Annotated in this window: 20 protein-coding genes; 3 read left to right on the forward strand and 17 right to left on the reverse strand. The window is 70.5% G+C overall.

What is annotated here, in order from left to right; translation table 11 throughout:
* Positions 1 to 219 precede the first annotated feature (219 nt).
* From AB0C28_RS33425 to AB0C28_RS33455, 7 genes are all read right to left on the reverse strand, one after another.
* Positions 220 to 2,943, reverse strand: coding sequence for a DEAD/DEAH box helicase (locus AB0C28_RS33425; protein WP_357853860.1), 2,724 nt, complete (start codon positions 2,941 to 2,943; stop codon positions 220 to 222).
* Positions 2,944 to 3,038: 95 nt separating this feature from the next.
* On the reverse strand, positions 3,039 to 3,938 hold the full coding sequence (locus AB0C28_RS33430; protein WP_357853864.1) for a YegS/Rv2252/BmrU family lipid kinase: 900 nt from the start codon (positions 3,936 to 3,938) through the stop codon (positions 3,039 to 3,041).
* Positions 3,939 to 4,066: 128 nt separating this feature from the next.
* Positions 4,067 to 4,900 (reverse strand): twin-arginine translocase subunit TatC, encoded by an 834-nt coding sequence (gene tatC, locus AB0C28_RS33435; RefSeq protein ID WP_357853867.1) that lies wholly within the window; start codon positions 4,898 to 4,900, stop codon positions 4,067 to 4,069.
* A 92-nt stretch (positions 4,901 to 4,992) separates the two neighbouring features.
* The gene (gene tatA / locus AB0C28_RS33440) at positions 4,993 to 5,340 is read right to left on the reverse strand and encodes a Sec-independent protein translocase subunit TatA (protein ID WP_357853870.1); all 348 of its coding nucleotides are present in this window, start codon (positions 5,338 to 5,340) and stop codon (positions 4,993 to 4,995) included.
* A gap of 29 nt (positions 5,341 to 5,369) precedes the next feature.
* Positions 5,370 to 5,570, reverse strand: a complete 201-nt coding sequence (locus tag AB0C28_RS33445) for a hypothetical protein (RefSeq protein ID WP_357853873.1) — start codon at positions 5,568 to 5,570, stop codon at positions 5,370 to 5,372.
* Positions 5,567 to 6,532: a WYL domain-containing protein gene (locus tag AB0C28_RS33450; protein ID WP_346104885.1), complete on the reverse strand. Its 966-nt coding sequence runs from the start codon at positions 6,530 to 6,532 to the stop codon at positions 5,567 to 5,569. The genes AB0C28_RS33445 and AB0C28_RS33450 overlap by 4 nt, the downstream gene beginning before the upstream one ends.
* 67 nt (positions 6,533 to 6,599) lie before the next feature.
* Positions 6,600 to 7,550, reverse strand: coding sequence for a WYL domain-containing protein (locus AB0C28_RS33455; RefSeq protein ID WP_357853876.1), 951 nt, complete (start codon positions 7,548 to 7,550; stop codon positions 6,600 to 6,602).
* Positions 7,551 to 7,588: 38 nt separating this feature from the next.
* Here AB0C28_RS33455 and AB0C28_RS33460 point away from each other — a divergent pair, with 38 nt between their 5' ends.
* Positions 7,589 to 8,656, forward strand: a complete 1,068-nt coding sequence (locus tag AB0C28_RS33460) for a DUF3866 family protein (RefSeq protein WP_357853879.1) — start codon at positions 7,589 to 7,591, stop codon at positions 8,654 to 8,656.
* Here AB0C28_RS33460 and AB0C28_RS33465 read toward each other — a convergent pair.
* The 8 genes from AB0C28_RS33465 to prcB all read right to left on the reverse strand — a co-directional run bounded on the left by AB0C28_RS33465 (position 8,602) and on the right by prcB (position 16,492).
* Complete coding sequence (locus AB0C28_RS33465; RefSeq protein WP_357853882.1) at positions 8,602 to 9,081, reverse strand: DUF3291 domain-containing protein; 480 nt, start codon at positions 9,079 to 9,081, stop codon at positions 8,602 to 8,604. The genes AB0C28_RS33460 and AB0C28_RS33465 overlap by 55 nt on opposite strands.
* A 17-nt stretch (positions 9,082 to 9,098) precedes the next feature.
* Positions 9,099 to 9,755: a helix-turn-helix domain-containing protein gene (locus AB0C28_RS33470; protein WP_357853885.1), complete on the reverse strand. Its 657-nt coding sequence runs from the start codon at positions 9,753 to 9,755 to the stop codon at positions 9,099 to 9,101.
* A 124-nt stretch (positions 9,756 to 9,879) separates the two neighbouring features.
* Entirely contained in the window at positions 9,880 to 10,779 is a 900-nt protein-coding gene (locus tag AB0C28_RS33475; protein ID WP_358079961.1) for an FKBP-type peptidyl-prolyl cis-trans isomerase, read from the reverse strand.
* A gap of 109 nt (positions 10,780 to 10,888) precedes the next feature.
* A complete protein-coding gene (locus AB0C28_RS33480; RefSeq protein ID WP_357853891.1) occupies positions 10,889 to 11,839 on the reverse strand; it encodes an FKBP-type peptidyl-prolyl cis-trans isomerase in 951 nt (316 codons plus the stop codon).
* A 311-nt stretch (positions 11,840 to 12,150) separates the two neighbouring features.
* On the reverse strand, positions 12,151 to 13,509 hold the full coding sequence (gene pafA / locus AB0C28_RS33485; protein ID WP_106250081.1) for a Pup--protein ligase: 1,359 nt from the start codon (positions 13,507 to 13,509) through the stop codon (positions 12,151 to 12,153).
* Between the two features lie 125 nt (positions 13,510 to 13,634).
* Positions 13,635 to 14,159 carry a hypothetical protein gene (locus AB0C28_RS33490; RefSeq protein ID WP_358079962.1) on the reverse strand — a complete coding sequence of 175 codons (525 nt, stop codon included), beginning with the start codon at positions 14,157 to 14,159 and terminating at the stop codon, positions 13,635 to 13,637.
* 656 nt (positions 14,160 to 14,815) lie between these two features.
* Positions 14,816 to 15,622 carry a proteasome subunit alpha gene (prcA, locus tag AB0C28_RS33495; RefSeq protein WP_357853898.1) on the reverse strand — a complete coding sequence of 269 codons (807 nt, stop codon included), beginning with the start codon at positions 15,620 to 15,622 and terminating at the stop codon, positions 14,816 to 14,818.
* A 21-nt stretch (positions 15,623 to 15,643) separates the two neighbouring features.
* Complete coding sequence (gene prcB / locus AB0C28_RS33500) at positions 15,644 to 16,492, reverse strand: proteasome subunit beta (RefSeq protein WP_357853901.1); 849 nt, start codon at positions 16,490 to 16,492, stop codon at positions 15,644 to 15,646.
* Positions 16,493 to 16,921: 429 nt separating this feature from the next.
* Here prcB and AB0C28_RS33505 point away from each other — a divergent pair, with 429 nt between their 5' ends.
* Positions 16,922 to 17,980, forward strand: coding sequence for a DNA polymerase IV (locus AB0C28_RS33505; RefSeq protein ID WP_358079963.1), 1,059 nt, complete (start codon positions 16,922 to 16,924; stop codon positions 17,978 to 17,980).
* A gap of 93 nt (positions 17,981 to 18,073) precedes the next feature.
* On the opposite strand, the gene AB0C28_RS33510 is transcribed toward AB0C28_RS33505, so the two are convergent.
* Positions 18,074 to 19,315 carry an MFS transporter gene (locus AB0C28_RS33510; RefSeq protein WP_357853907.1) on the reverse strand — a complete coding sequence of 414 codons (1,242 nt, stop codon included), beginning with the start codon at positions 19,313 to 19,315 and terminating at the stop codon, positions 18,074 to 18,076.
* 71 nt (positions 19,316 to 19,386) lie between these two features.
* On the opposite strand from AB0C28_RS33510, the gene AB0C28_RS33515 reads away from it, so the two are divergent.
* Positions 19,387 to 19,680: a type II toxin-antitoxin system Phd/YefM family antitoxin gene (locus AB0C28_RS33515; protein WP_357853910.1), complete on the forward strand. Its 294-nt coding sequence runs from the start codon at positions 19,387 to 19,389 to the stop codon at positions 19,678 to 19,680.
* Between the two features lie 270 nt (positions 19,681 to 19,950).
* Here the strand turns inward: AB0C28_RS33515 and AB0C28_RS33520 are convergent, their stop codons facing one another.
* The gene (locus AB0C28_RS33520) at positions 19,951 to 20,955 is read right to left on the reverse strand and encodes an endonuclease domain-containing protein (RefSeq protein WP_358079964.1); all 1,005 of its coding nucleotides are present in this window, start codon (positions 20,953 to 20,955) and stop codon (positions 19,951 to 19,953) included.
* Positions 20,956 to 20,975: the final 20 nt, after the last annotated feature.

The following is a 20,975-nucleotide window of genomic DNA, read 5'->3' on the forward strand; positions in this document are numbered from 1 at the left end:
GGACGCTAGCACTCGAATTGCGATAAATCATCAGATAATCGACGATTTCAAAAAGACTTGACTGGTAAAACCAGAGGGGAAAGGCGTTGAAGACGCCCGCGTAAAGTCGGCGACCGGCAGGTAAAAGAACCAACCGAACACCACGGAAAAGCAAAAGACGCCCCTGGAAAACAGTTCCCAGGAGCGTCCGTCGCCGACGCCAGGTCAGCTCAGGTCGGATCAGGTCAGCGACGAGTACGCCACCACGCCGCGCCGCATCGCGTCCACCGCCTTGATCGCCGTCTGCTTGATCTTGCTCCCGGGAGGCGCCGCGTTGCCGAGCTGCCCGAGCAGGTCCATCAGCTGCTTCACCCAGCGCACGAAGTCACCGGCCGCCAGCTCGTTGCCGTTGATCCCGTCCATCAGCACCGCGTCCAGCGTGTGACCCTTCGTCCAGCGGAACGCCGCCCACGCGAACCCCAGATCCGGCTCCCTGATCGTGGACAGCCCGTGGTCGGACTCGATGCCCTCCAGCTCCCCCCACAGCCGGATCATCGCCGACAGCGCGTCCTGCGCCCGCCCCGCCGGGATCTTCGGCCGGCGGGTGTCGTCGGAGGCCCGCGACTCGAACACCAGCGCCGACACGCACGCCGCCAGCTCCGCCGGGTCGAGCTCCTCCCACAGGCCGTTGCGCAGGCTCTCGGCGGTCAGCAGGTCCAGCTCGGTGTAGAGGCGCCCCAGCCGGCGGCCTTCGTCGGTGACCGCCTCCTCCTCCAGGTAACCGAGCTGCTCCAGCACCGAGCAGATGCGGTCGAACGTACGGGAGATGACGTGCGAACGGCCCTCCACCCGGCGGCGCAGCCCCTCGGTCTCACGCAGCAGCTTGTAGTAGCGCTCGGCCCAGCGCGCGTGGTCCTCCCGCTCGTCGCACCCGTGGCACGGATGCTGCCTGATGCGCCGGCGCAGCTCGTTGACCTCGTCGTCCTCCACCGTGTGGTCACGCGCCCTGACCGGCTTGCCCAGGTCGCGGTCACCGAGCTTGGCCAGCAGCGTCGAGACCAGGTTGGCGCGCTCCTTCGGCGAGCGGCCGTTGAAGTTCTTCGGGATGCGCAGCTTCTCCAGCGGCTCCACCGGCACCGGGAAGTCCGCCGGGTCGAGCTTCTTGATCTGCTTGCCGATCGTCAGCACCAGCGGGCTCGGCCCGGTCCCGCGCGGATTGCGGCCGGGATCGAGCACGATCGCCAGCCCCGCCCTGCGCCCGCCCGGCACCCGGATCACGTCACCGGGCTGCAACGCCTCCAGCGACTTCACCGCCGCGGCCCGCCGGGCCGCCCCGCGCTGACGCGACAGCTCCGCCTCCCGGTCCGACAGCCGGCGGCGCAGCGCCGCGTATTCCGGGAAGTCGCCCAGATGGCACGTCATGGCCTCCTGGTAGCCCTCCAGGGCCTCCTCGTGCTTGCGCAGCTGCTTGGCCAGCCCCACGACCGCCCGATCGGCCTGGAACTGCGCGAACGACTCCTCCAGCAGCGTCCTGGCCCGCTCCCGCCCGAACTGCCCGACGAGGTTGACCGCCATGTTGTACGACGGCTGGAAACTCGACCGCAACGGATACGTACGCGTGCCCGCCAGCCCCGCCACCGACAGCGGATCCATGCCCGGCTGCCACAGCACCACCGCGTGACCCTCGACGTCGATGCCGCGCCGCCCGGCCCGCCCGGTCAGCTGGGTGTACTCGCCCGGCGTCAGGTCGGCGTGCGTCTCGCCGTTCCACTTGTCCAGCTTCTCGATCACCACGCTGCGCGCCGGCATGTTGATGCCCAGCGCCAGCGTCTCCGTCGCGAACACGGCCTTGACCAGCCCGCGCGTGAACAGCTCCTCCACGACCTCCTTGAAGGCCGGCAGCATGCCCGCGTGGTGCGCCGCCAGCCCCCGCTCCAGGCAGTCGCGCCACTCCAGATAACCCAGCACCGCCAGGTCCTCGTCCGGCAGGTGAGCCGTGCGCTCGTCGACGAGCTGCCTGATCTCGTGCCGCTCCCGGTCGGTGGTGAGCCGGATGCCGGCGTACAGGCACTGCTGCACCGCCGCCTGACAACCGGCCCGCGAGAAGATGAACGTGATCGCCGGCAGCAGCCCCTCGGAGTCCAGCTTCTCGATCACCTGCACCCGGTCCGGCGGGCGCGAGCGCTGCGGCCTGCCGTAACCGCGCCGGCCCCGCCCCGACGTCAGCCGCTCGGCGTCACGCGTCACCCGCATCAGTGTGGGGTTGATCCGCGGCGTCAGGTCGTCGCTGACGAACAGGTCATAGATACGGTTGCCGACCATCATGTGCTGCCACAGCGGCACCGGCCGGTGCTCGTCGACGATCACCGTCGTGTCGCCGCGCACCTCGCCCATCCACTCGCCGAACTCCTCGGCGTTGCTCACCGTCGCCGACAGCGCCACCAGCCGGACCGACTCGGGCAGGTGGATGATGACCTCTTCCCACACCGCGCCGCGGAAGCGGTCGGCCAGGTAGTGGACCTCGTCCATCACGGCGAACCCCAGCCCGGCCAGCGTCGCCGAGCCGGCGTAGAGCATGTTGCGCAGCACCTCCGTGGTCATGACCACGATGGGCGCCTCGCCGTTGACGCTGTTGTCGCCGGTCAGCAGGCCGACCTTGCCGGTGCCGTAGCGTTTGACCAGGTCGTTGTACTTCTGGTTGGACAACGCCTTGATGGGGGTGGTGTAGAAGCACTTGCGGCCCTGCTCCAGGGCGAGGTGGACGGCGAACTCGCCGACGACCGTCTTGCCCGACCCCGTCGGCGCGGCCACCAGCACTCCGTCGCCCGCCTCGAGGGCCCGGCAGGCGTCCAGCTGGAAGTCGTCCAGAGCGAAGTCGTAGAGACCTCGGAACGATCTGAGAGCGGCCCCGTCGTCCCCGTGTGTCTGACGGAAGGCCGCGTAGCGTTCCGCTGGCGTTGTCATACCCGTCAGCCTACCGAAATCGCCTTTCCGGTCCGTCCCGCCCTGTTCCCGCCGGGTCCGAACGCGGTCCGGCCGACGCCTTTACATTGTAGATTTCATACGATGACGCGCAACGCCCCAGGTCGCACCGCACACTCCAGCGGTACCGCGCCCACCCGTTCGCCATCGGCGTAGGCGACCACGTCCTCGCCGGGTGAGTCCACCTCCACCCGCACGCCGCGCACCCGCCGGATCGACACGGCCGGATGGGTCACGTGCGTCCCCCGGTAGACGCCGGGGAACACGCGCAGGAACTCCCGCTTGGACATCGCCCCGATCATCGCCACGTCCAGCAGCCCGTCGTGGGGGCTCGCGTCGGGGCAGACGCGCATCCCGGCCCCGTACGAGTGCGTGTTGGCCACCGCGACCAGCATGGCCTCCCGCTCGACCACCTCGTCGCCGTCGAACGTGACCCGGAACGGGATCGGCCGGAACGAGCGCAGCTCCCCCGCCATCGCCACCAGGTAGCGCGCCATCCCCGGCGGCCAGGTCAGCCGGTTGGCCCGCTCGTTGACGCGCGAGTCGAACCCGCAGCACACCACCCCGGCGAACAGTTCCTCGGCCGTTCCCGCGCGGACGTGCGCGGCGTCCACCTGCCGGGTCCGCATCCGCAGCACGGTCCTGGCGGCGGCGATCGGGTCGGCGCGGTGCAGGCCGAGCGCGGAGGCGATGTCGTTGCCCGTGCCCGCGGGGATGATGCCGAGCGGCACGTCGGTGCCGGCCACGGCCTGGACGGCCAGATGCACCAGGCCGTCGCCGCCGAAGGCGACGAGCGCGTCGGGGCGTTCGGACACGGCGGTGCAGGCGCGCTCCAGGGCGTCGGCGGCGTCGTCGCCGACGATCACCGACAGCTCGGCCCCTCCGGCGCGCAGCCGGCGCGCCACGGGTTCGAGCAGGCGCAGCGTACGCCCGCCGCGGGCGGCGGGGTTGACCAGCAGAGCCAGTTGAGGGGACACGTCCGGAACCTATCGCCTGCGGCACGAATCGGGAATGCCCTGTCGCGCACGTCATCGCCCAGGAATGCCCGATCGTGTGCGGCGCGGGCCGATATGTCCGGAGCGGGCTGATATGCCCCTGCCGCTCCCTATCGCCTGTCGGTGCCGGGCGGCTCCTCGTCGAGCGGCGTGGGATCGTCCGCGGGCTCCGGATCGTCCTGGGCCAGCGGGGACGCCTCGTCGTCGGACAGGTGGGAGAAGTTCTCGGTCGCGGGTGCGCGGCGCTCGCGTATGTACATGACCAGCTCGGCCACGAAGTAGAGGATGATCATCGGCGCGGCCAGCGCCATCATCGTCAGCGGATCGCCACCGGGGGTGATCACGGCGCCGAAGACGAACATCACGAAGATGACCGTGCGGCGGTGCTTCTTCACCGTGCCGTGCGACAGCACGCCGATGAAGTTGAGGAAGACCAGCAGCAACGGCAGCTCGAAGGAGACGCCGAAGATCATCAACATGATCAGGACGTAGTCGAGGTAGTCGTCGATGCCGATGGTGGCGACGGTGCCGTCGAGCGAGAACCCCAGCAGGATGCCGAGGCTGGTGTCCATGATGATGTAGGCCAGCGCGGCCCCGAGCACGAACAGCGGGACGGCCAGCGCCAGGAACGCGATCGAGTAACGCTTCTCGCTGCGATAGAGCGCGGGGGTCACGAACGCCCAGATCTGGTAGAGCCAGACCGGGGAGGCCACCACGAGCCCGATCATCAACGAGACCTTCAGCGTGATGAAGAAGGACTGGAAGATGCCGCTGTAGGTGAGGCTGCACTGCCCGTTGAGCTGACGCGACTGGGCGGTCTCGCAGTAAGGCGCCTTGAGCGCCTCCCACACCGGATCGAAGAAGATCCATCCGATGATGATGCCGACGATGATGGCGGCGATCGCGATGAGCAGCCGGTTGCGCAACTCACGCAGATGGTCCATGAGGGGCATGCGGCCCTCGGGATCAGGTGCGGGCTGGCTCGACCGTTTGAGCAACGCCATCTCAGCAGTCCAGGTGACGAGGAGGGGTGGGGTCAGGCGCGCTTGTCGGCCTGCGCGGCGGCGGAGGCGCGCAGCTTGGCGGCCTGCTCCTCCAACTGGCGGGCCTGCTCCTCGGCCGACGGCACGGGAGCCGGCGCGGCCTGGATCTGCTGCGGCTGCACGGGCTGCGGCTGGGGCGGCTGCGGCTGGGCCGGAGCCTGCGCCTGGGCCTCGACCGTGTGGGTCTCTTCGTCGTCGTCGCGCAGCTTGGCGGTCTCGGCCTTGAAGATCCGCAACGAGCGGCCGATGCCCCGCGCCATGTCGGGCAGCTTCTTGGCGCCGAACAGCAGGACGAGGACCAGCAGGATGATGAGAAGTTCAGGAACCCCGAGGTTCGGCATGAAAGTCCCTTTTCTAGCGAGTGCCGGTTTCAGCCACGATCGTACGCTGCCTGGGGCGTGGTCTCATCCCCCCGGCCCGTCAATCTGGCCCGCCCAGGCTCCAGCTGCGCCTTCGCCCCGGCGATTTCCCTTCTCAGAGTACGTGCCGCCACGACGACGCGAGCACCCGCGAGCCCGACCACGGCCAGCCCGGCGACCCCCAGCGCCGGCCCCAGATAGATCCACGTCATGGGCGGTGAGCGTACAGGGCCAGGGCGCGCTCGGCCTCGCGGCGCACGGTCCGCGCCATGCCGGGCGGCGAGACGACCCGGCCGGTGTCGCCCAGCCGCAGCGCCAGCCGCAGGATCCAGTCCTCGTCGCGCACCCGCAGCGCCACCCGCAGCCGCCCCTCCCCCAGCTCGGTGACCTGCTCGCACGGGTAGTACTCGGCGACCCACCGCCCGGCGGCGCTCAGCTCCAGTTCCACCAGCTCGTCGGTGGGCGAGGGCCGGAAGACGCCGTCGGTGACGTCCCTGGGCTCGGCCCCGGCGGGCGGGTCCGCGGGCACGTCCAGCACCTCGACGCCGAGCACCCGGTCGAGCCGGAACAGCCGCATCGCCTCGGCCCGGTAGCACCAGCCCTCCAGGTAGGCGCGGCCGTCGACGACCACGACCCGCATGGGGTCCACCTCGCGCGGCGTCACCTCGTCGCGGCCCGGCACGTAGTAACGCAGCGACAGCCTGCGCCCCTTGGTGAGCCCCTCGCGCACGCGCGGCAGGGCGTCGGGGGCGGCGTCCACGTCCACGGCGACCTGGCTGCTGACGGTGGCCGCGCCCTCGCCCGCGGCCCGCTCCAGCTTGGCCGTCACGCGCGGCAGGGCGTCGCCGGGCACCTCGGCGAGCTCGGGCGAGGCGGCCAGCATGCGCAGGGCGACCAGCAGCGCGCTGGCCTCGTCGATGCCCAGCCGCAGCGGCCTGGCGATGGTGTCGGCGTTGTCGATGATGATCTCGCCGCCGTCCCAGGAGACGTCGATGAGGTCGCCGGGGGTGTGACCGGGCAGCCCGCACATCCACACGAGCTGCAGGTCGTCGATGAGCTGCTTCTCGCTCAGCCCGAACACCGCCGCCACCTCGCCGACCTGCGCCCCGGGGTGGGACATCAGGTACGGCACCAGCGCCAGCAGCCGCGGCAGCCGGTCGGCCGACCCGCTCATGAGTTCTCCTCCGCCACTGCCCCGTGTCCCCCTTCGACCGGCCGTTCCGCCGCCCCTGCAATTCTTGTCACGCCACGGCCCCCTTCAGGCGGCAGATGACGGCCTCGCGCGCGTCCGGCGGCTCCACCACCTCGACGTCGGCGCCCAGGCTGGCCATCCAGCCGGCCAGCCGTTCGGGGTCGGAGAAGATCAGCTCGGCCTCGTCCCATCCGTCGTCGCCCGCGTGCACGGCCCTGGACAGCTGGCGCAGCCCCTCGCACGTCCCCTGGCGCACGCGGACGACCGCCACCCGCTCCTCCATCGGCTCGTCCGGGAAGCCCACCATGGCCTTCAGGTCGACGCCCTCGGGCACCTCGACCGCGCCCGGCCTGCCGACGGTGGCGACCTGCCCGGTGATGCGGCTGAGCCGGAAGGCGCGCGGGGCGTCCCGGTCGCGGTCGAACCCGGCGAGGTACCAGCGGCCGCGCCTGCTGACCACGCCCCACGGCTCGACGGTGCGGCTGCGCACGGTCTCGCTGCCGGCGCCGCGGTAGTCGAAGCGGACCACGCGCCGGTCGCGCACGGCGTCCCACAGCGCGGGGAAGGCCGGGTCGCGGGTGTCGACGCGCAGCTCCAGCGCCCCGGTGCCGACGGGCTGGTCGGTGGAGACGCCGCCGGCGCGCAGCTTCAGCAGCGCCCCCGAGGCGGCCTCGGCCAGGCTGGCGCGCTGCCACACCTGGGCGGCCAGGCCCAGCACGGCGGCCTCGTCGGGTTCGAGGGTGATCTCCGGCAGCTCGTACGACTGCCGCTCGATCCGGTAGCCCGGCTCGTCCTCCCACGGGTCGCGCACGACGTCGATCGGGATGCCGATCTCGCGCAACTCGTTCTTGTCCCGCTCGAACATGCGCTGGAACGCCTCGTCGCCGTCGCGGTCGTATCCGGGGACGGCTTGGCGGATCTGCTCGGCCGACAGCGGGCGCCGCGTGGCGAGCAGGCAGATCACGAGATTGAGCAGCCGTTCTGTCTTCCGGCGCGACATCTGCCTCACTCCTCCTTCATCGACGCTACCCTGCCCCCGTGATCAGATGGCGCAAGGGCGAGGTCGTACGGATCCGACGCGAGTGGCCGGGAGCGGTGGAGCTGGACGTCTCCGTCCCCGAGGGGGAGTGCCGGGCACTGGCCTATCCGCCGCTGGTGGGCCGCCCGGAACCCGGTGACGAGGTGCTGCTCAACACGACCGCGCTCGCGATGGGTCTCGGTACGGGAGGTTACGCCATGGTGGTGGCCGTCCCGAACCGTTTGCCGCAAGACCCCGACGGTCCCGGGCACCTGGTGAAGGCCAGGTACACCCCGCTGCAGGCCACGGTGCTGGGCGCCGACGAGCAGGATTCGCCGCATCATGCCAGGTTGCGCGAGGCGGACTCGCTGGACGGCATGCCCGTGGTGGTGGCGGATCTGCACTCGGCGCTGGCCCCGATCCTGTGCGGCCTGTACGAGGCGCGGCAGGGCACGCGGGTGGCGTACGTGATGCTGGACGGCGGGGCGCTGCCGGTGTGGTTCTCGATGGCGGCGGCCAGGCTGCGCGAGATCGGCTGGCTGGCCGGCGTGGTGACGGTGGGCCAGTCGTTCGGCGGCGACGTGGAGGCGGTCACCGCCCACACCGGGCTGCTGGCGGCCAGGCACGTGCTGGAGGCCGACGTGGCGATCGTCACGCAGGGGCCGGGCAACCTGGGCACCGGCACCCGGTGGGGCTTCTCCGGCGTCTCGGCGGGCGAGGCGGTGAACGCGGCCGGCGTGCTGCTCGGGCGGCCTGTGGCGGCGCTGCGGGTCAGCGAGGGAGACCTGCGCGAGCGCCACTACGGCGTCTCGCACCACTCGCTGACCGCCTACGGCCGGGTCGCGCTGACGCCGGCCGAGGTTCCGGTGCCGGAGCTGGCGGGCGAGTTCGGGGAGCGGGTCAGGGACCAGGCCGAGCTGCTGGCGGTACGGCACCGCCTGGTCTCGGTGCCGGTGGACGGCCTGCACGAGGCGCTGCGCGCGTCGCCGGTCAAGCTGTCGACGATGGGCAGGGGGCTGGAGGAGGACCTGGCCTACTTCCTGGCCTCGGCGGCGGCGGGCAGGCTGGCGGCCTCGATGCTGCCGTAGGAGTCCTTGAACGTGAACGCCTCGGGTCCTGGCCCTTCGGTCTTGAGGCGTTCGAGCCGTTCCATCGCCTCCGCCAGCGAGGGGACGGTGCCCTCCGGGACCCACCACATCACCATGTACGGCTCCGCGGCGCGCAGGAACCACTCCCTGCGCCGGCGCAGCACGCCCAGATGAGGGCTGCGGTAGACGTAGTTCCACAGCGACTCCAGCGACTCCCACACCGAGAAGTTGACCAGCAGCAGGTCCCCGTAGTCGTGGGTCACGGTCGCGGTGGGGTCGCTCTCGCTCTCCTTGAGCCGCCACACGAAGCCGGGGGCCTCGTCGGCCAGGGCGTTGACGGGTTCGAGCAGGGCGACGAACTCGGCGAGCTCCTCGCTGTCGATGGGCGCGCGCAGATGGGCGATGTTGAGCTGGGCGAGATGCATGTGGCTCAGCACACCATTCAGCCGCCTTCTATGTCAACGCTTATTTGTTTTAGAGAGACGCAGCACTCCCCCGGCCGTGGATCCAGCTCGGCCCGGCCGGGGTCGTCGCCGAGCCCTTCGAGCAGCCCCTGGCACAAAGCCAGGTTCATGGAGCACACGAGCAGCGGCTGCTCCACCGACAGGGCGTGGAACGGGCAGTTGCGCAGCCGCACCACCCCGCCCTCCGCGTACGGCTCGTAGCCGCGCCGCTCCAGCACACTCTCGGCCCGCTCACCGGGGTGCCGCCCGGCGATCTTCGTTCCCGCGGCGCGCGCCGCCCGCTCGGCCTGCTCCTCGGCGCCGAGCGCGTCCACCGCCTCGGCCAGGACGGAGGCGAGGGTGACGTAGTCGCGCGGCGGCACGCTCACCGACCGCTCGCCCCTGGCCCGGCGGTACACCTTGGCCGGCCGGCCGCTGCCCGGCCCCTTCTTCTCCTGCTGACGGAAGCCGCTCTCCAGCAGCCCGGCCTCGACGAGTTTGTCGAGGTGGTGCCCGGCCAGCGTCCTGGACACGCCCGCCGCCTGCGCGGCCTCACCGCGGCCCACGTCGCCGCCTGCGGTGGTGACGGCGGCGTACAGGCTGCGCCGGACGGGGTCGTGCAGGAGGGCCAGCGCCTCGAGGTCGTCGCTACTCACAGCGGGAGTCTACGAGCCCGCCCGCCACCCGCCCTCGTCAAAGGCCCCGGAGCGGCCCTCTGGTGGCGCTGGAGCGGCCCTGGGGGCTTTTGGTGGCCCTGTGACTCGGGGCCCGGGCTCGGCCTCAGTAGGCGGCGATCACGTCCACGACGAAGACGAGCGTGTCGGAGCCCTTGATCCCGTACGCGGGATGCCCGGCCTGGCCGTACCCGTACGCGGGCGGGACGATCATCAGGACGCGGCTGCCCACGGGCACGCCGACCAGCGCCTTGTCCCATGCCTTGATGGTGGTGCCGTCGCCGAGCTTGAACGCCTTGGGCCGGCCCGCCGGCCAGGTGGTGTCGAAGACGCGCCGCCCGGCCCAGACGGCGGCCTCGTACTGGGTGACGACGAGCTGCCCCGCCCGCACCCTGGGCCCGCCACCCCTGGCCAGCACCCTGGCCGCGAACCCGCCCGGCGGCGCGGTGACGGGCACCGCCAGCCCCGGCCGGGGCCCGCCACCGGCCCGCACTCCCGCCAGGGCCCCGGCGGGGGCCTTGACCGAGGCGCCCTTGTGGTGGGCGCCGAGGATGTCGACGACGTAGAACAGCTCGTCACCGGCGCCGACGCCCTTGGGCGGGTTGGCGCCGAAGCCGTCGCCCGGCGGGATCGCGGCGATGACCCTGCTGCCCACCCTGCGGCCGCTCAGCGCCCGTTCCAGCCCGGGGAGCAGCTGCCCCACCGGGAACGCGGCCGGGGTGCCGCGGTTGAAGCTGGAGTCGACCAGGCGGTTGTCCCTGCCGTTCCACACGTGCGCGGTGTACTGGACGATCGCCACGTCGTCGGCGGCCAGCCGTTCGCCGTCGCCGGCGGCCAGCTCGTCCACCTGGAGGCCCGCGGCGGGCTTGCCGCCGGGGAAGACGATCGTCGGCCGCGCCCCGAACGTGCCACCCACCTTCAGGTCCAGCGGCCCCGCCGCCCCGCCCGTACAACCGGCCAGCAGCAGCACCGGCAGCAGGGACAGCGGCACGGCACGGCGGCGCATCGGTCCTCCCAGCGCGGATGGCCCGGCGGCGCTGCGCCACCGGGCCCGGCGATGCTACCGCGCCGGGAGATCGCCCGTCAGCGACTCCCGGCGAGTGCCCCGCGCTACGTCAGTAGGCGGCGAGGACGTCCACCACGAACACCAGCGTGCTCTTGGCCGGGATGCCCTGCTGCTCCTGGTCGCCGTAGCCGAGGTCCGGCGGGATGCTCATCACCACGCGGCTGCCGACGGGCACGCCCGCCAGCCCCTTCTGCCAGCCCTGGATCACCTGGGCGAGCGGGAACTCGGCCGCCTGGCCCCGCTCCCAGCTGGAGTCGAACTGCTTGTCGGTGCCCCAGATCTTGCCCGTGTAGTGCACGGACAGCGTCTGCGTGGCGGCGACCTTCGGTCCTGTGCCCTGGATGACCGTCTTGACGACGAGCTCCTTCGGCGGCTTCTCGCCGGTCTTCGTGGTCAGCGTGGGCGCCTTGTCGCCGCCCGGGTTGCTCACCTTGACGCCCTTGATGCTGTCGCCGGTCTCCTTGCCGGTGGCGGCCTTCAGCGGCGGCGGCTGGGTGCCGACGACGTCGAACACGAACACCTTGGTCGGCTCGGCCGGCGTCGTGGCCTGCTGCTGGGCGACGGAGTCGTTGGCGAGCACGGCCAGCAGCCGGCCGCCGTGCTTGACCTTGGTGAAGCCCTCCCGCAGCACCTGCGGCAACTGCTCGTTGACCTGGATCGTCTCCGGCGCCTTGGTGTCGTAGGAGGAGCCCTGGACCGCGTTGCCCTTGCCGTCCCAGTTGTAGACCGTCAGGTTGACGATCACCCGGTCGCCGGCCTTGACGCCGTCGCCGGCGCCCGGCTGGATCACCTCGTACGACGAGGTCTTCGCGGGCGTACCGGAGGGGAACGTCACGGTGGGCTTGGCGCCCACGCTCCCCGCGACCTTGACCCCGGACGACGCGCCCGGGGACGCCGAAGCGGTGGCCGGGCCGGTGGCGGTGGGGGCGCCGTCGGAGCCGCACGCGGCGGCGAACATGATCATAGGCACAGCGGCCAGTACGGCCAGAGCGCGGCGCATGGGTTTCCCTCGGAAAGACGTCAGGTTCGCGTCACCCTACCCGACTTCCCGGTAGGGCCGAGGTAAACGGACCGCCACATCCCGGGCAGCTCGCCAGCGCTCCGGGCCTCGTCGGGACCGGCCTTCCTCCGGCCTGCGCGCCCGCGGACCCGCGCCATCGGCGACGGGCCCGCACCGGCGTGCACCTTTCACCCGGCACCGGCCTTCCGGCAGAGGTGGCCACCTGTCTGGAGGGGGTGGCCACCTGCCGACTCGGAGGGATGACCACCTGCCGGCTGGGAGAGGTGGCCACGTACCGGCTCGGAGGGTGATTACATGCCGGCGATCAGCTTGTCCACCCGCTCGTCCACGCTCCGGAACGGGTCCTTGCACAGCACGGTCCGCTGCGCCTGGTCGTTCAGCTTGAGATGCACCCAGTCGACGGTGAAGTCGCGCCGCTTCTCCTGCGCCTTGCGGATGAACTCGCCCCGCAGCCGCGCCCTGGTCGTCTGCGGCGGCACCGACTTGGCCTCGAAGATCTTCAGGTCGGAGGCCACCCGCTCCACCGAGCCGCGCTTCTGCAGCAGGTAGAACAGGCCGCGCTTACGGTGCACGTCGTGGTAGGCCAGGTCGAGCTGGGCCACCCTGGGCGACGACAGCGGCAGGTCGTACTTCTTGCGGTAACGCTCGATGAGCTGGTATTTCGTCACCCAGTCGATCTCGCGCGAGACCAGGTCGAGGTTGCCGGTGTCGACCGCGTTGAGCGTACGCTCCCACAGCTCCAGCACCCGGTGGGCGATGGCGTCGCCGCCGCGGCGGTCGACGAAGTCCTTCGCCTTCGACAGGTATTCCTGCTGGATCTCCAGGCTGGAGGCCTCACGCCCGTTGGCCAGGCGCACCCTGCGCCGGCCCGTCATGTCGTGGGAGACCTCGCGGATCGCCCTGATCGGGTTCTCCAGCGACAGGTCGCGCATCACGGTGCCCGACTCGATCATGCGCAGCACCAGGTCGGTGGCGCCGACCTTGAGCAACATGGTGGTCTCGCTCATGTTGGAGTCGCCCACGATGACGTGCAGGCGGCGGAACCGCTCAGCGTCGGCGTGGGGCTCGTCCCTCGTGTTGATGATCGGCCGGGATCGGGTGGTGGCGCTGGAGACGCCCTCCCAGATGTGCTCGGCCCGCTGCGAGACGCAGTAGACCGCGCCACGCGGCGTCTGCAGCACCTTGCCCGCCCCGCACACGATCTGCCGCGTCACCAGGAACGGGATCAGCACGTCGGCCAGCCGCCCGAACTCGCCGTGCCGGCCCACCAGATAGTTCTCGTGACAGCCGTAGGAGTTGCCGGCCGAGTCGGTGTTGTTCTTGAACAGGTAGATGTCACCCGCGATGCCCTCTTCACGCAGCCGCTTCTCGGCGTCCACGAGCAGGCCCTCAAGGATGCGCTCGCCCGCCTTGTCGTGGGTGACGAGCTCGACGACGTTGTCACACTCGGGTGTTGCGTATTCAGGATGGCTGCCCACGTCGAGGTAGAGACGTGCGCCGTTGCGGAGGAAGACGTTGCTCGATCGGCCCCAGGACACGACCCGCCGGAACAGGTAGCGCGCGACCTCGTCGGGGGACAGCCTGCGCTGGCCCCTGAACGTGCAGGTCACGCCGTACTCGTTCTCCAGCCCGAAGATGCGACGATCCATCACCTCACACTATGCCCACGGATCGGCGAGCGGGAGAGATCTTCCCTGGTGTTTTCCCCAGCGGCCCTCTATCACCCGCTTCGTCCCGCGCCCGCCCCCACGGGGCGCGGGTACCGCCGCGCAGGTCAGGGGGTGTAGATCTCCTGAACCTTGACGATCTTCCCCTGGTGAACGGTGATCAGGGCGGGCTGCCCGTGACGGGCGTGCCGCTTGAGCAGCACGCTCCTGGAGCAACTCTTGGCGCCCAGGCCCGTGCTGCGGCTGACGGTCAGATCCGACATCGTCGACCCGCAGCCGAACGCGGACAGGAAGACGACGTCCTTGGCGATGGCGGACCGGTACGCCATCGCGTCACCCTCGGGCGGGCCCACGAAGCGCCCCTCGGTCTTCGTGCCCTTCTTCCACCTGATCGGCTCGTACTCGGCCACGCCACCGCGCAGGTAGGTGATCCAGCCGCGCAGGATGCCGTCGTGGCGAGGGCTGATGCGCTTGGTGAAGTCGTGCTTCGGATCGGCCTGGAACGTGGTGCCGAAGGTCTTCGGCGCCTTGTACCTCGGATAGGCGGTGGCCGCTTCGGCCGCCACACCGGAGGTGAGCATCACGGCCGCCGCGGCACCGGCCGCCAGGAGGCCACGCAAGGGAGTGTTCACGAACAGTAAGATCCTCGATCACCTCGGCGAGTTCGGACAAGCCCGAGTGAAACAGGTCACACCCTCCCCCGGACTGAAGGGGCGACAGACACACCCCCGGGCAGCCGCGCCACCGCCGCCCACCATCACCGCCCACCATCACCGTCGCCGTGCACACCGTCGCCGTCCGCGCCGTCGCCGTCAGCGCCGTCGCCGTCCGCGACTCGTCCAGCCAAGTGAGTGACGCCACACGCGGGACGGTCACCTCCCGATTCAGCCCTCACCCTTCACCCCGCAGGCCCGACGCCTTTACAACGTAGATCACAGCCGACCCCTGCGGACCACCACCCAGAACCGCCCGACCTCCCGCACACCTCGCCCCACAACCCCGGACCACCACTCCCCCCAGACCTCGCCACCAAGCACCCACACCCCCGCGGACCCGGACCTCACCACCAGAGACCCACGCCACCACCACAGCCAACACTTCTCACCGCCACGAGACCCACATCCCCACGGCCCGGACCTCACCACCACGAGGTCCACACCTGCCACGGCAGCAGCCCTCGTACCCGCACCACCAATCCAAGGCCGCACCCGCCCCGTGAACGACGAAACGGGGGCCCGCCGAAGCGAACCCCCGTCTGCGTGCGTGGAATCTCTGCCCGGCTACAGCGCTACAGCGGCGAGGAGCCGTCGTCCACATCGCCCTCCGGGCCCGTGGGAGGCGGGCCGGTGGGTGCGTCGTCCGAGGAGGGCTTCTCCCCCGCGGGCGGCGGGGTGGCGGCCGGCGGGGTGCTGGTCGTCTGGGCGAGCAGCCGCTCCAGCCGCGCCCCGGTCAGCCGGAGGAACTTGCGGTGCTCCCGGTTGCGGTCGAGCACGGCCACCTCGAGCTGCCCCACCGGCGGACGCTCCCCGCCCGGCTCGGTCAGCGCCGCCAGCGCCACCTCCAGCGCGTCGGCCAGCGACATCGACTCGCGGTAACGGTCCTTCAGCCGCCCCGCCACCGCCTCGGCCTGGCCGCCCATGGCCGCGAAGCCGTGCTCGTCGAACACCGACCCGTCGAAGGTCAGCCGGTAGATCGCGTCGCCGTCCTTGGTCTCGCCCACCTCGGCGACGACGACCTCCACCTCCAGCGACTTGATCGACTCGGTGAAGATGCGGCCCAGGTTGGAGGCGTACAGGTTGGCCAGACCGCGCCCGGTCACGTCGGAACGGTCGTAGGTGTAACCGTTGATGTCGGCGTAGCGGATGCCGCCGAGCCGCAGCTCCTCGAACTCGTTGTAGCGGCCGACGGCCGCGAACCCGATCCGGTCGTAGATCTCACTGATCTTGTGCAGCGCCCGGGACGGGTTGGGCGCGACGAACAGGATCCCGTCCACGTATTGCAGCACGACCACGGAACGGCCCCGCGCGATGCCCTTGCGCGCGTAGTCGGCCTTGTCCCGCATGATCTGCTCGGGGGACGCATATCCGAAAGGCATGGACACAGTGGTGATCCTCCGTTAGCGCAGCGGGGCGATGGGACCGTCGGGCGAGATCAGGCGGGCCTCGAGCATCTGCTCCACGTAACCCGCGACCTCCTCCTCGGACAGGCGGCGGAAGCCGTCGGCGTCGATCACGGACACGATCGGCCAGATCTTCCTGGTCACGTCGGGCCCACCGGTCGCCGAGTCGTCGTCGGCGGCGTCGTAGAGCGCCTGGATCAGCGTCATCACCATGTCGTCGGCCGAGGAGCCATCGCGGTAGAGCTTCTTCAGCGACCCGCGGGCGAAGATCGAACCCGAGCCGATCGCGTCGAACCGCTCCCGCTCGTAAGGCCCGCCGGCCACGTCGTAGCTGAAGATGCGCCCCTCGTCGCGATCGGGATCGTAGGCCGCGAACAGGGGCACCACCACCAGCCCCTGCATCGCCATGGCGAGATTGCCCCTGATCATGGTCGCCAGCCGGTTGGCCTTGCCCGCCACCGACATCGTGCGGCCCTCGAGCTTCTCGTAGTGCTCCAGCTCCACCCGGTAGAGCCGGGCCATCTCGATGCCGGTGCTGGCCGTGCCCGCGATGCCCATGCACGAATAGTCGTCGGCGCGGAACACCTTCTCCACGTCACGCTGCGAGATGATGTTGCCCGACGTCGCCCGCCGGTCGCCCGCCATGACCACGCCACCGGCGAAGGTGGCTGCCAGGATCGTGGTCGCGTGCGGAACCTGGTCGCCGATCGGGGTGGCCAGCACCTCGTCCCGCCGCGGCAGCAAGTCTGGCGCATATGAGGTGACGAATTCCGTGAACGAGGAACTCCCGGTGTTTCGGAAGAGCTCGTTCACCAAGCCGGCGGGCAGATCCCTGTGCGATGCCACGCGACTCCCTCCAAACGTTCAGTGTTCCTAGGGCGACCCTACTCATGTTGGGTTGCTGTCTGCACTTCCCACGATCAGCTCACGGCGAACCATCCCCCCGAGATCGCCAGAAACACCCGAATAGTGCAGAAGATCCACGTTCGGAACGTTCCTCTATGACCGGCACCGCCCGCGCCATGGCCGGAACGCCCGCGCACCCTGAACAGAACGCCGCCAGGCACGCGTCCCCCGCCACCCCGCCCCAGCGCCGTCATCAGCGGCACGCCCCCGAGGAGGCCGCCACCGCGTACCAGAGCAAACCCGAGGAGGCCGGCACCACGTACCACAGCGAACCCGAGAAGATCGTCGGCGGCCGACACCCCGGCGCTCCTCCCCGCCACCTCCCCCGACCAGGCCATACGGGACAGCGACCAGGCCATACTGGACACCATGGACAACACGTCCACCCGGCGAGACTGGATACTCCACCTCGACCTCGACCAGTTCATCGCCGCCGTCGAACTCCTGCGCCACCCCGAACTACGCGGCAGACCCGTCGTCGTCGGCGGCTCAGGCGACCCCACCCAGCCCCGCACCGTCGCCGCCACCGCCACCTACGAAGCCCGCGCACACGGCGTCCACTCCGGCATGCCGCTCCGCACCGCCCTCAGACGCTGCCCCGACGCCGTCTTCCTCCCCACCGACCCACCCGTCTACGAAGCCGCCTCAGAACGCGTCATGGCCGTCCTGCGCGACTTCCCCGTCCGCGTCGAGGTCTGGGGCTGGGACGAAGCCTTCCTCGGCGCCACCACCGACGACCCGGAAGCCCTCGCCGCCGACCTCCAGCGAGCCGTGCACACCCGCACCCACCTCGACTGCTCCATCGGCATCGGCGACAACAAACACCAGGCCAAACTCGCCTCCGGCTTCGCCAAACCCGCCGGCGTCTACCGCCTCACCAGCGACAACTGGGCCGCCGTCATGAACGAACGCCCCACCCACGCCCTCTGGGGCATCGGCGCCAGAACCGCCGCCAAACTCGCCGACCTCGGCCTGCACACCGTCGCCCAGCTCGCCGCCGCCGACCCCGCCGACCTCGCCGCCCGCTTCGGCCCCACCAACGGCCCCTGGTACCGCTACCTCGCCCTCGGCAAAGGCGAGGCTGAAATCGTCACCACCCCATGGATCCCCCGCGGCCACAGCCGCGAGACCACCTTCCAGCACGACCTCACCGACCGCGCCGACATCGCCCACCACGTCACAGCCCTGGCCGAACACGTCACCCACGACGCCGTCGAAGCCGGCCGCGAGATCACCAAGGTCACGGTCAAGGTCCGCACAACCCCGTTCCTGACCCGCACCCGCCAAAGCACGCTCCCCACCCCCACGACCGACCCCGCCACCATCACCAGAACAGCCCTCACCATCCTCGACCGCCACGACCTCACCCGCCCGGTCCGCCTCCTCGGCGTGGCCGTCGACTACACCATGCCGCCCGACACCGAATGACCCCGGGCCCGCACGTCCCCGCACCCGCCTCCATATGAGCAGGCGCCCGCCACACCACCGCCGCCCGATCCAGGACGGCACGCCGGACAGCGCTCACCCCGCAGCCACGGCCTCGGCCAGCGGGGGCAACCGCCGGATGGTGCGGCTCAACGTGGCGCCCAAGGCCACGACGGCCATGACGGACGCGATCGACAGCAGGGCGGCCGTCACACCCCAGCGGTCCAGGATCAGTCCCGAGGCGAGCGGCCCAACCGGAGTCACCGCGCTGCCGATGAGGGCGAGGCTGCTGATCACACGGCCCTGCAGATGGTCGGGCGTGATGGCCATCTGGTAGGTGTACAGGATCGCGTTGGCCGCCGGGGCCAGGAAGAACGCCGCGGCCAGCAGCGGTCCGATGGCCCAGGCGGTGGGATGGACGGCCATCGCGGGGATGGCCGCGGCGGCGACCCAGAACATCGCCAGGACGACCGACGCCGGGTTGCGCTGCCGCAACCGGGGGGCGACCAGCGCGCCCAGCAGGCCTCCGGCGCCGCAGACCGCCATCATCAGCCCGATATCAGACGGTGCGGCGCCGCTCTGCCGGGCGGCGACGATGGCGGTGAGAGTCAGCGCGGAGAACACCAGGCTGAAGCCCGCGGCCGTCACCAGCAGGACGCGCAGGAAGCGCTGTCGCCAGGTCCAGCGCAGGCCCTCGGAGATGTCGCGCAGGAGAGTGCGTGACCGGTCCGCGGCCGCGGTGGCGGGCGTCGGGGACTTGGCGGGCGTCGGGGACTTGATGGCGAGGACCGCGGCGAAGGACAGCACGTAGGCCAGGAGCTCTCCGGCAAGGGGGACCGTTCTCCCCAGGTTGAACAGCAGGCCGCCCAGCGGAGGACCGGCGATCGCGGCTCCGTACTGGCGTGCCTCGTTGTGCGCGAGGGCCTGGGGCAGGTGTTCGGCGGGAACCACGCGCCGCAGCATCGCCGTCTCCGCCGGGTGGAAGAACACCCCGCAAGCGCCGCCGATCGCGGCCGCGGCCAGCAGCATCCGCCAGTCGAGCAACCCGAGCAGCGAACCGGCGACGACGACGGCGACGACAGCGGCTTGCACGAGATGGCAGGTGAGCATGGTGCGCCGCCGATCCCACCGATCGACCAGGGCGCCCGCAGGCAGGCGCAGCGCGATGCCGGCGGCCATCGCGGCAGAACCGATCAGCCCGGCGTGCACGGCCGACCCGGTCAGCTCCAGTGCCAGCAGGGGGTAGGCGACGGAGGCGACCTGGGCGCCCAGCGTCGCGGCCGAGGTGGCGCTCCAGAGCAGGACGAAGTCGCGGTTGCGGCGCAGTGGCTCACCCATGATCGCGATTATGTACATTTTTCAAAAAATGTACAACTTCAAGTTGTACAGAACTGCAGTACTGTGCAGACATGGATGCCGACGCAGTGCCCTTCACCGAGGCGCGCGCCCAACTGGCCGACCTGATGGGACGGGTAGCCTACGGCGGCGAGCGGATCGTGCTCAGCCGCCATGGCAAGCCGGTGGTCGCCATGGTGTCGATCGCCGATCTGCAACGGCTTCAGGCGATGGACGACAGCGGCGCCGAGCAGATCATCACCCTGGGGCGGTCGTCGTTCGACCGCGCCGAGCCACCGGCTGCCGTCCCACCACGCCGCCTGGACATCGCGGCACAGGACACTCCGCCGGGCGACGCCTCCCGCTGAACCCCCTCCGCACCGCATGCGCACACGCCGGGCCGTACGGCGGCCCGCTCACCTGCGCTCCGCACCACCGAGATCGCGGAAGGAACGCAGGCCCGCACCGAACTCGGCGTGGGTGAAGGCGTAGCGGCCCAGGAGTTGATGTGCCACGGCGCCGGCAGTGAAGTACTGACCGGCCGATCACTCACCACCGAGTCCCGGTCACTCGCCCTCACAACCCACGCGCACCGCCCGACCGCCGCACCCAGCAGACGCGCCTCCGCACGCAGGACGTCAGCCCACCCGCGTCACCTGTCGATAGAACTCCGACCGGAGCTCCTCCTCAGCCCGTATCAGCGCCTCCAGCTCGGCATCGGACACCTCCGCCTCGGCGACCAGAGCCTCCCCCACATCCCCCGCGCCCGCCTCCACATAGGCAAGCGCCCGCCACACCACCGCGGCATCATCCCGGAACTGCCCGATCCCGGTATTGCACGGCAGGCACAACGCATACCGCACATCACCGGTCCGATGACAATGATCCACATGCTCGGGCGGCCGATCCCAGCACACCACGCACAACCCGTGCTGAGCCGCGACCATCCGTTCCACATCCTCGTGCCGCACCTGATAACGCTGCACCAGGTGATACTCCCGGGTCGGCGGCACCACCCCGCCGTCCCGCTGCTCCGGCAGGACCACGAACTCCGGCCAGAGCACCTCCCCGTCCAGATAGAGCGCGGCCAGCTCCAGCAACACCAGATTGTCGCCGAAGTGCCCGAGCCCGTTGTTGCAGTTGAAACAGAGAATGCCCCGAACCGCGCCGGTCCGGTGACAGTGATCGACGAACGCGCCGGGAACGGCCCGGCAGACGGCGCAGAGCCCGCCCTGCTGGGCGAGCATGCGCTCGAAGTCGTCCTCGGTGATGCCGTAACGGAGCTTCAGCTTGTAATTGCGATCGCTCCCATGATTCTTGATCCGGTTCTCAAGGGTCACCCGCGCATGGCAGGGCCTGCAGTAACTGGTCAGCCCATCCGTCGAGGCACGATTACGGCCGAAGTCGCTCAGCGTCTTGATGTCCGAGCACCTCGGACACCGTTTATGCCCTGCAGGCACCTCAATCGCCTCGCGAACGGTCTTCCCCTGCTCCTCCCTGCGCTTGCGATAGCTCTGAGTGGACCTTCGCCGAAAGCAGGCCTTGCAGTATCGCGCCAGCCCATCGGCCATGCGCTTGTTACGCCCGAACTCGGAGGCCTCCTTCTCCTCCCCACAGTCCGGACACCGCTTGCGCTTTTCCACTCCTCCCCTCCCCGATCACC

Source organism: Nonomuraea sp. NPDC048892, from assembly GCF_040649735.1.
In the GTDB taxonomy this organism is placed as follows: domain Bacteria; phylum Actinomycetota; class Actinomycetes; order Streptosporangiales; family Streptosporangiaceae; genus Nonomuraea; species Nonomuraea maheshkhaliensis.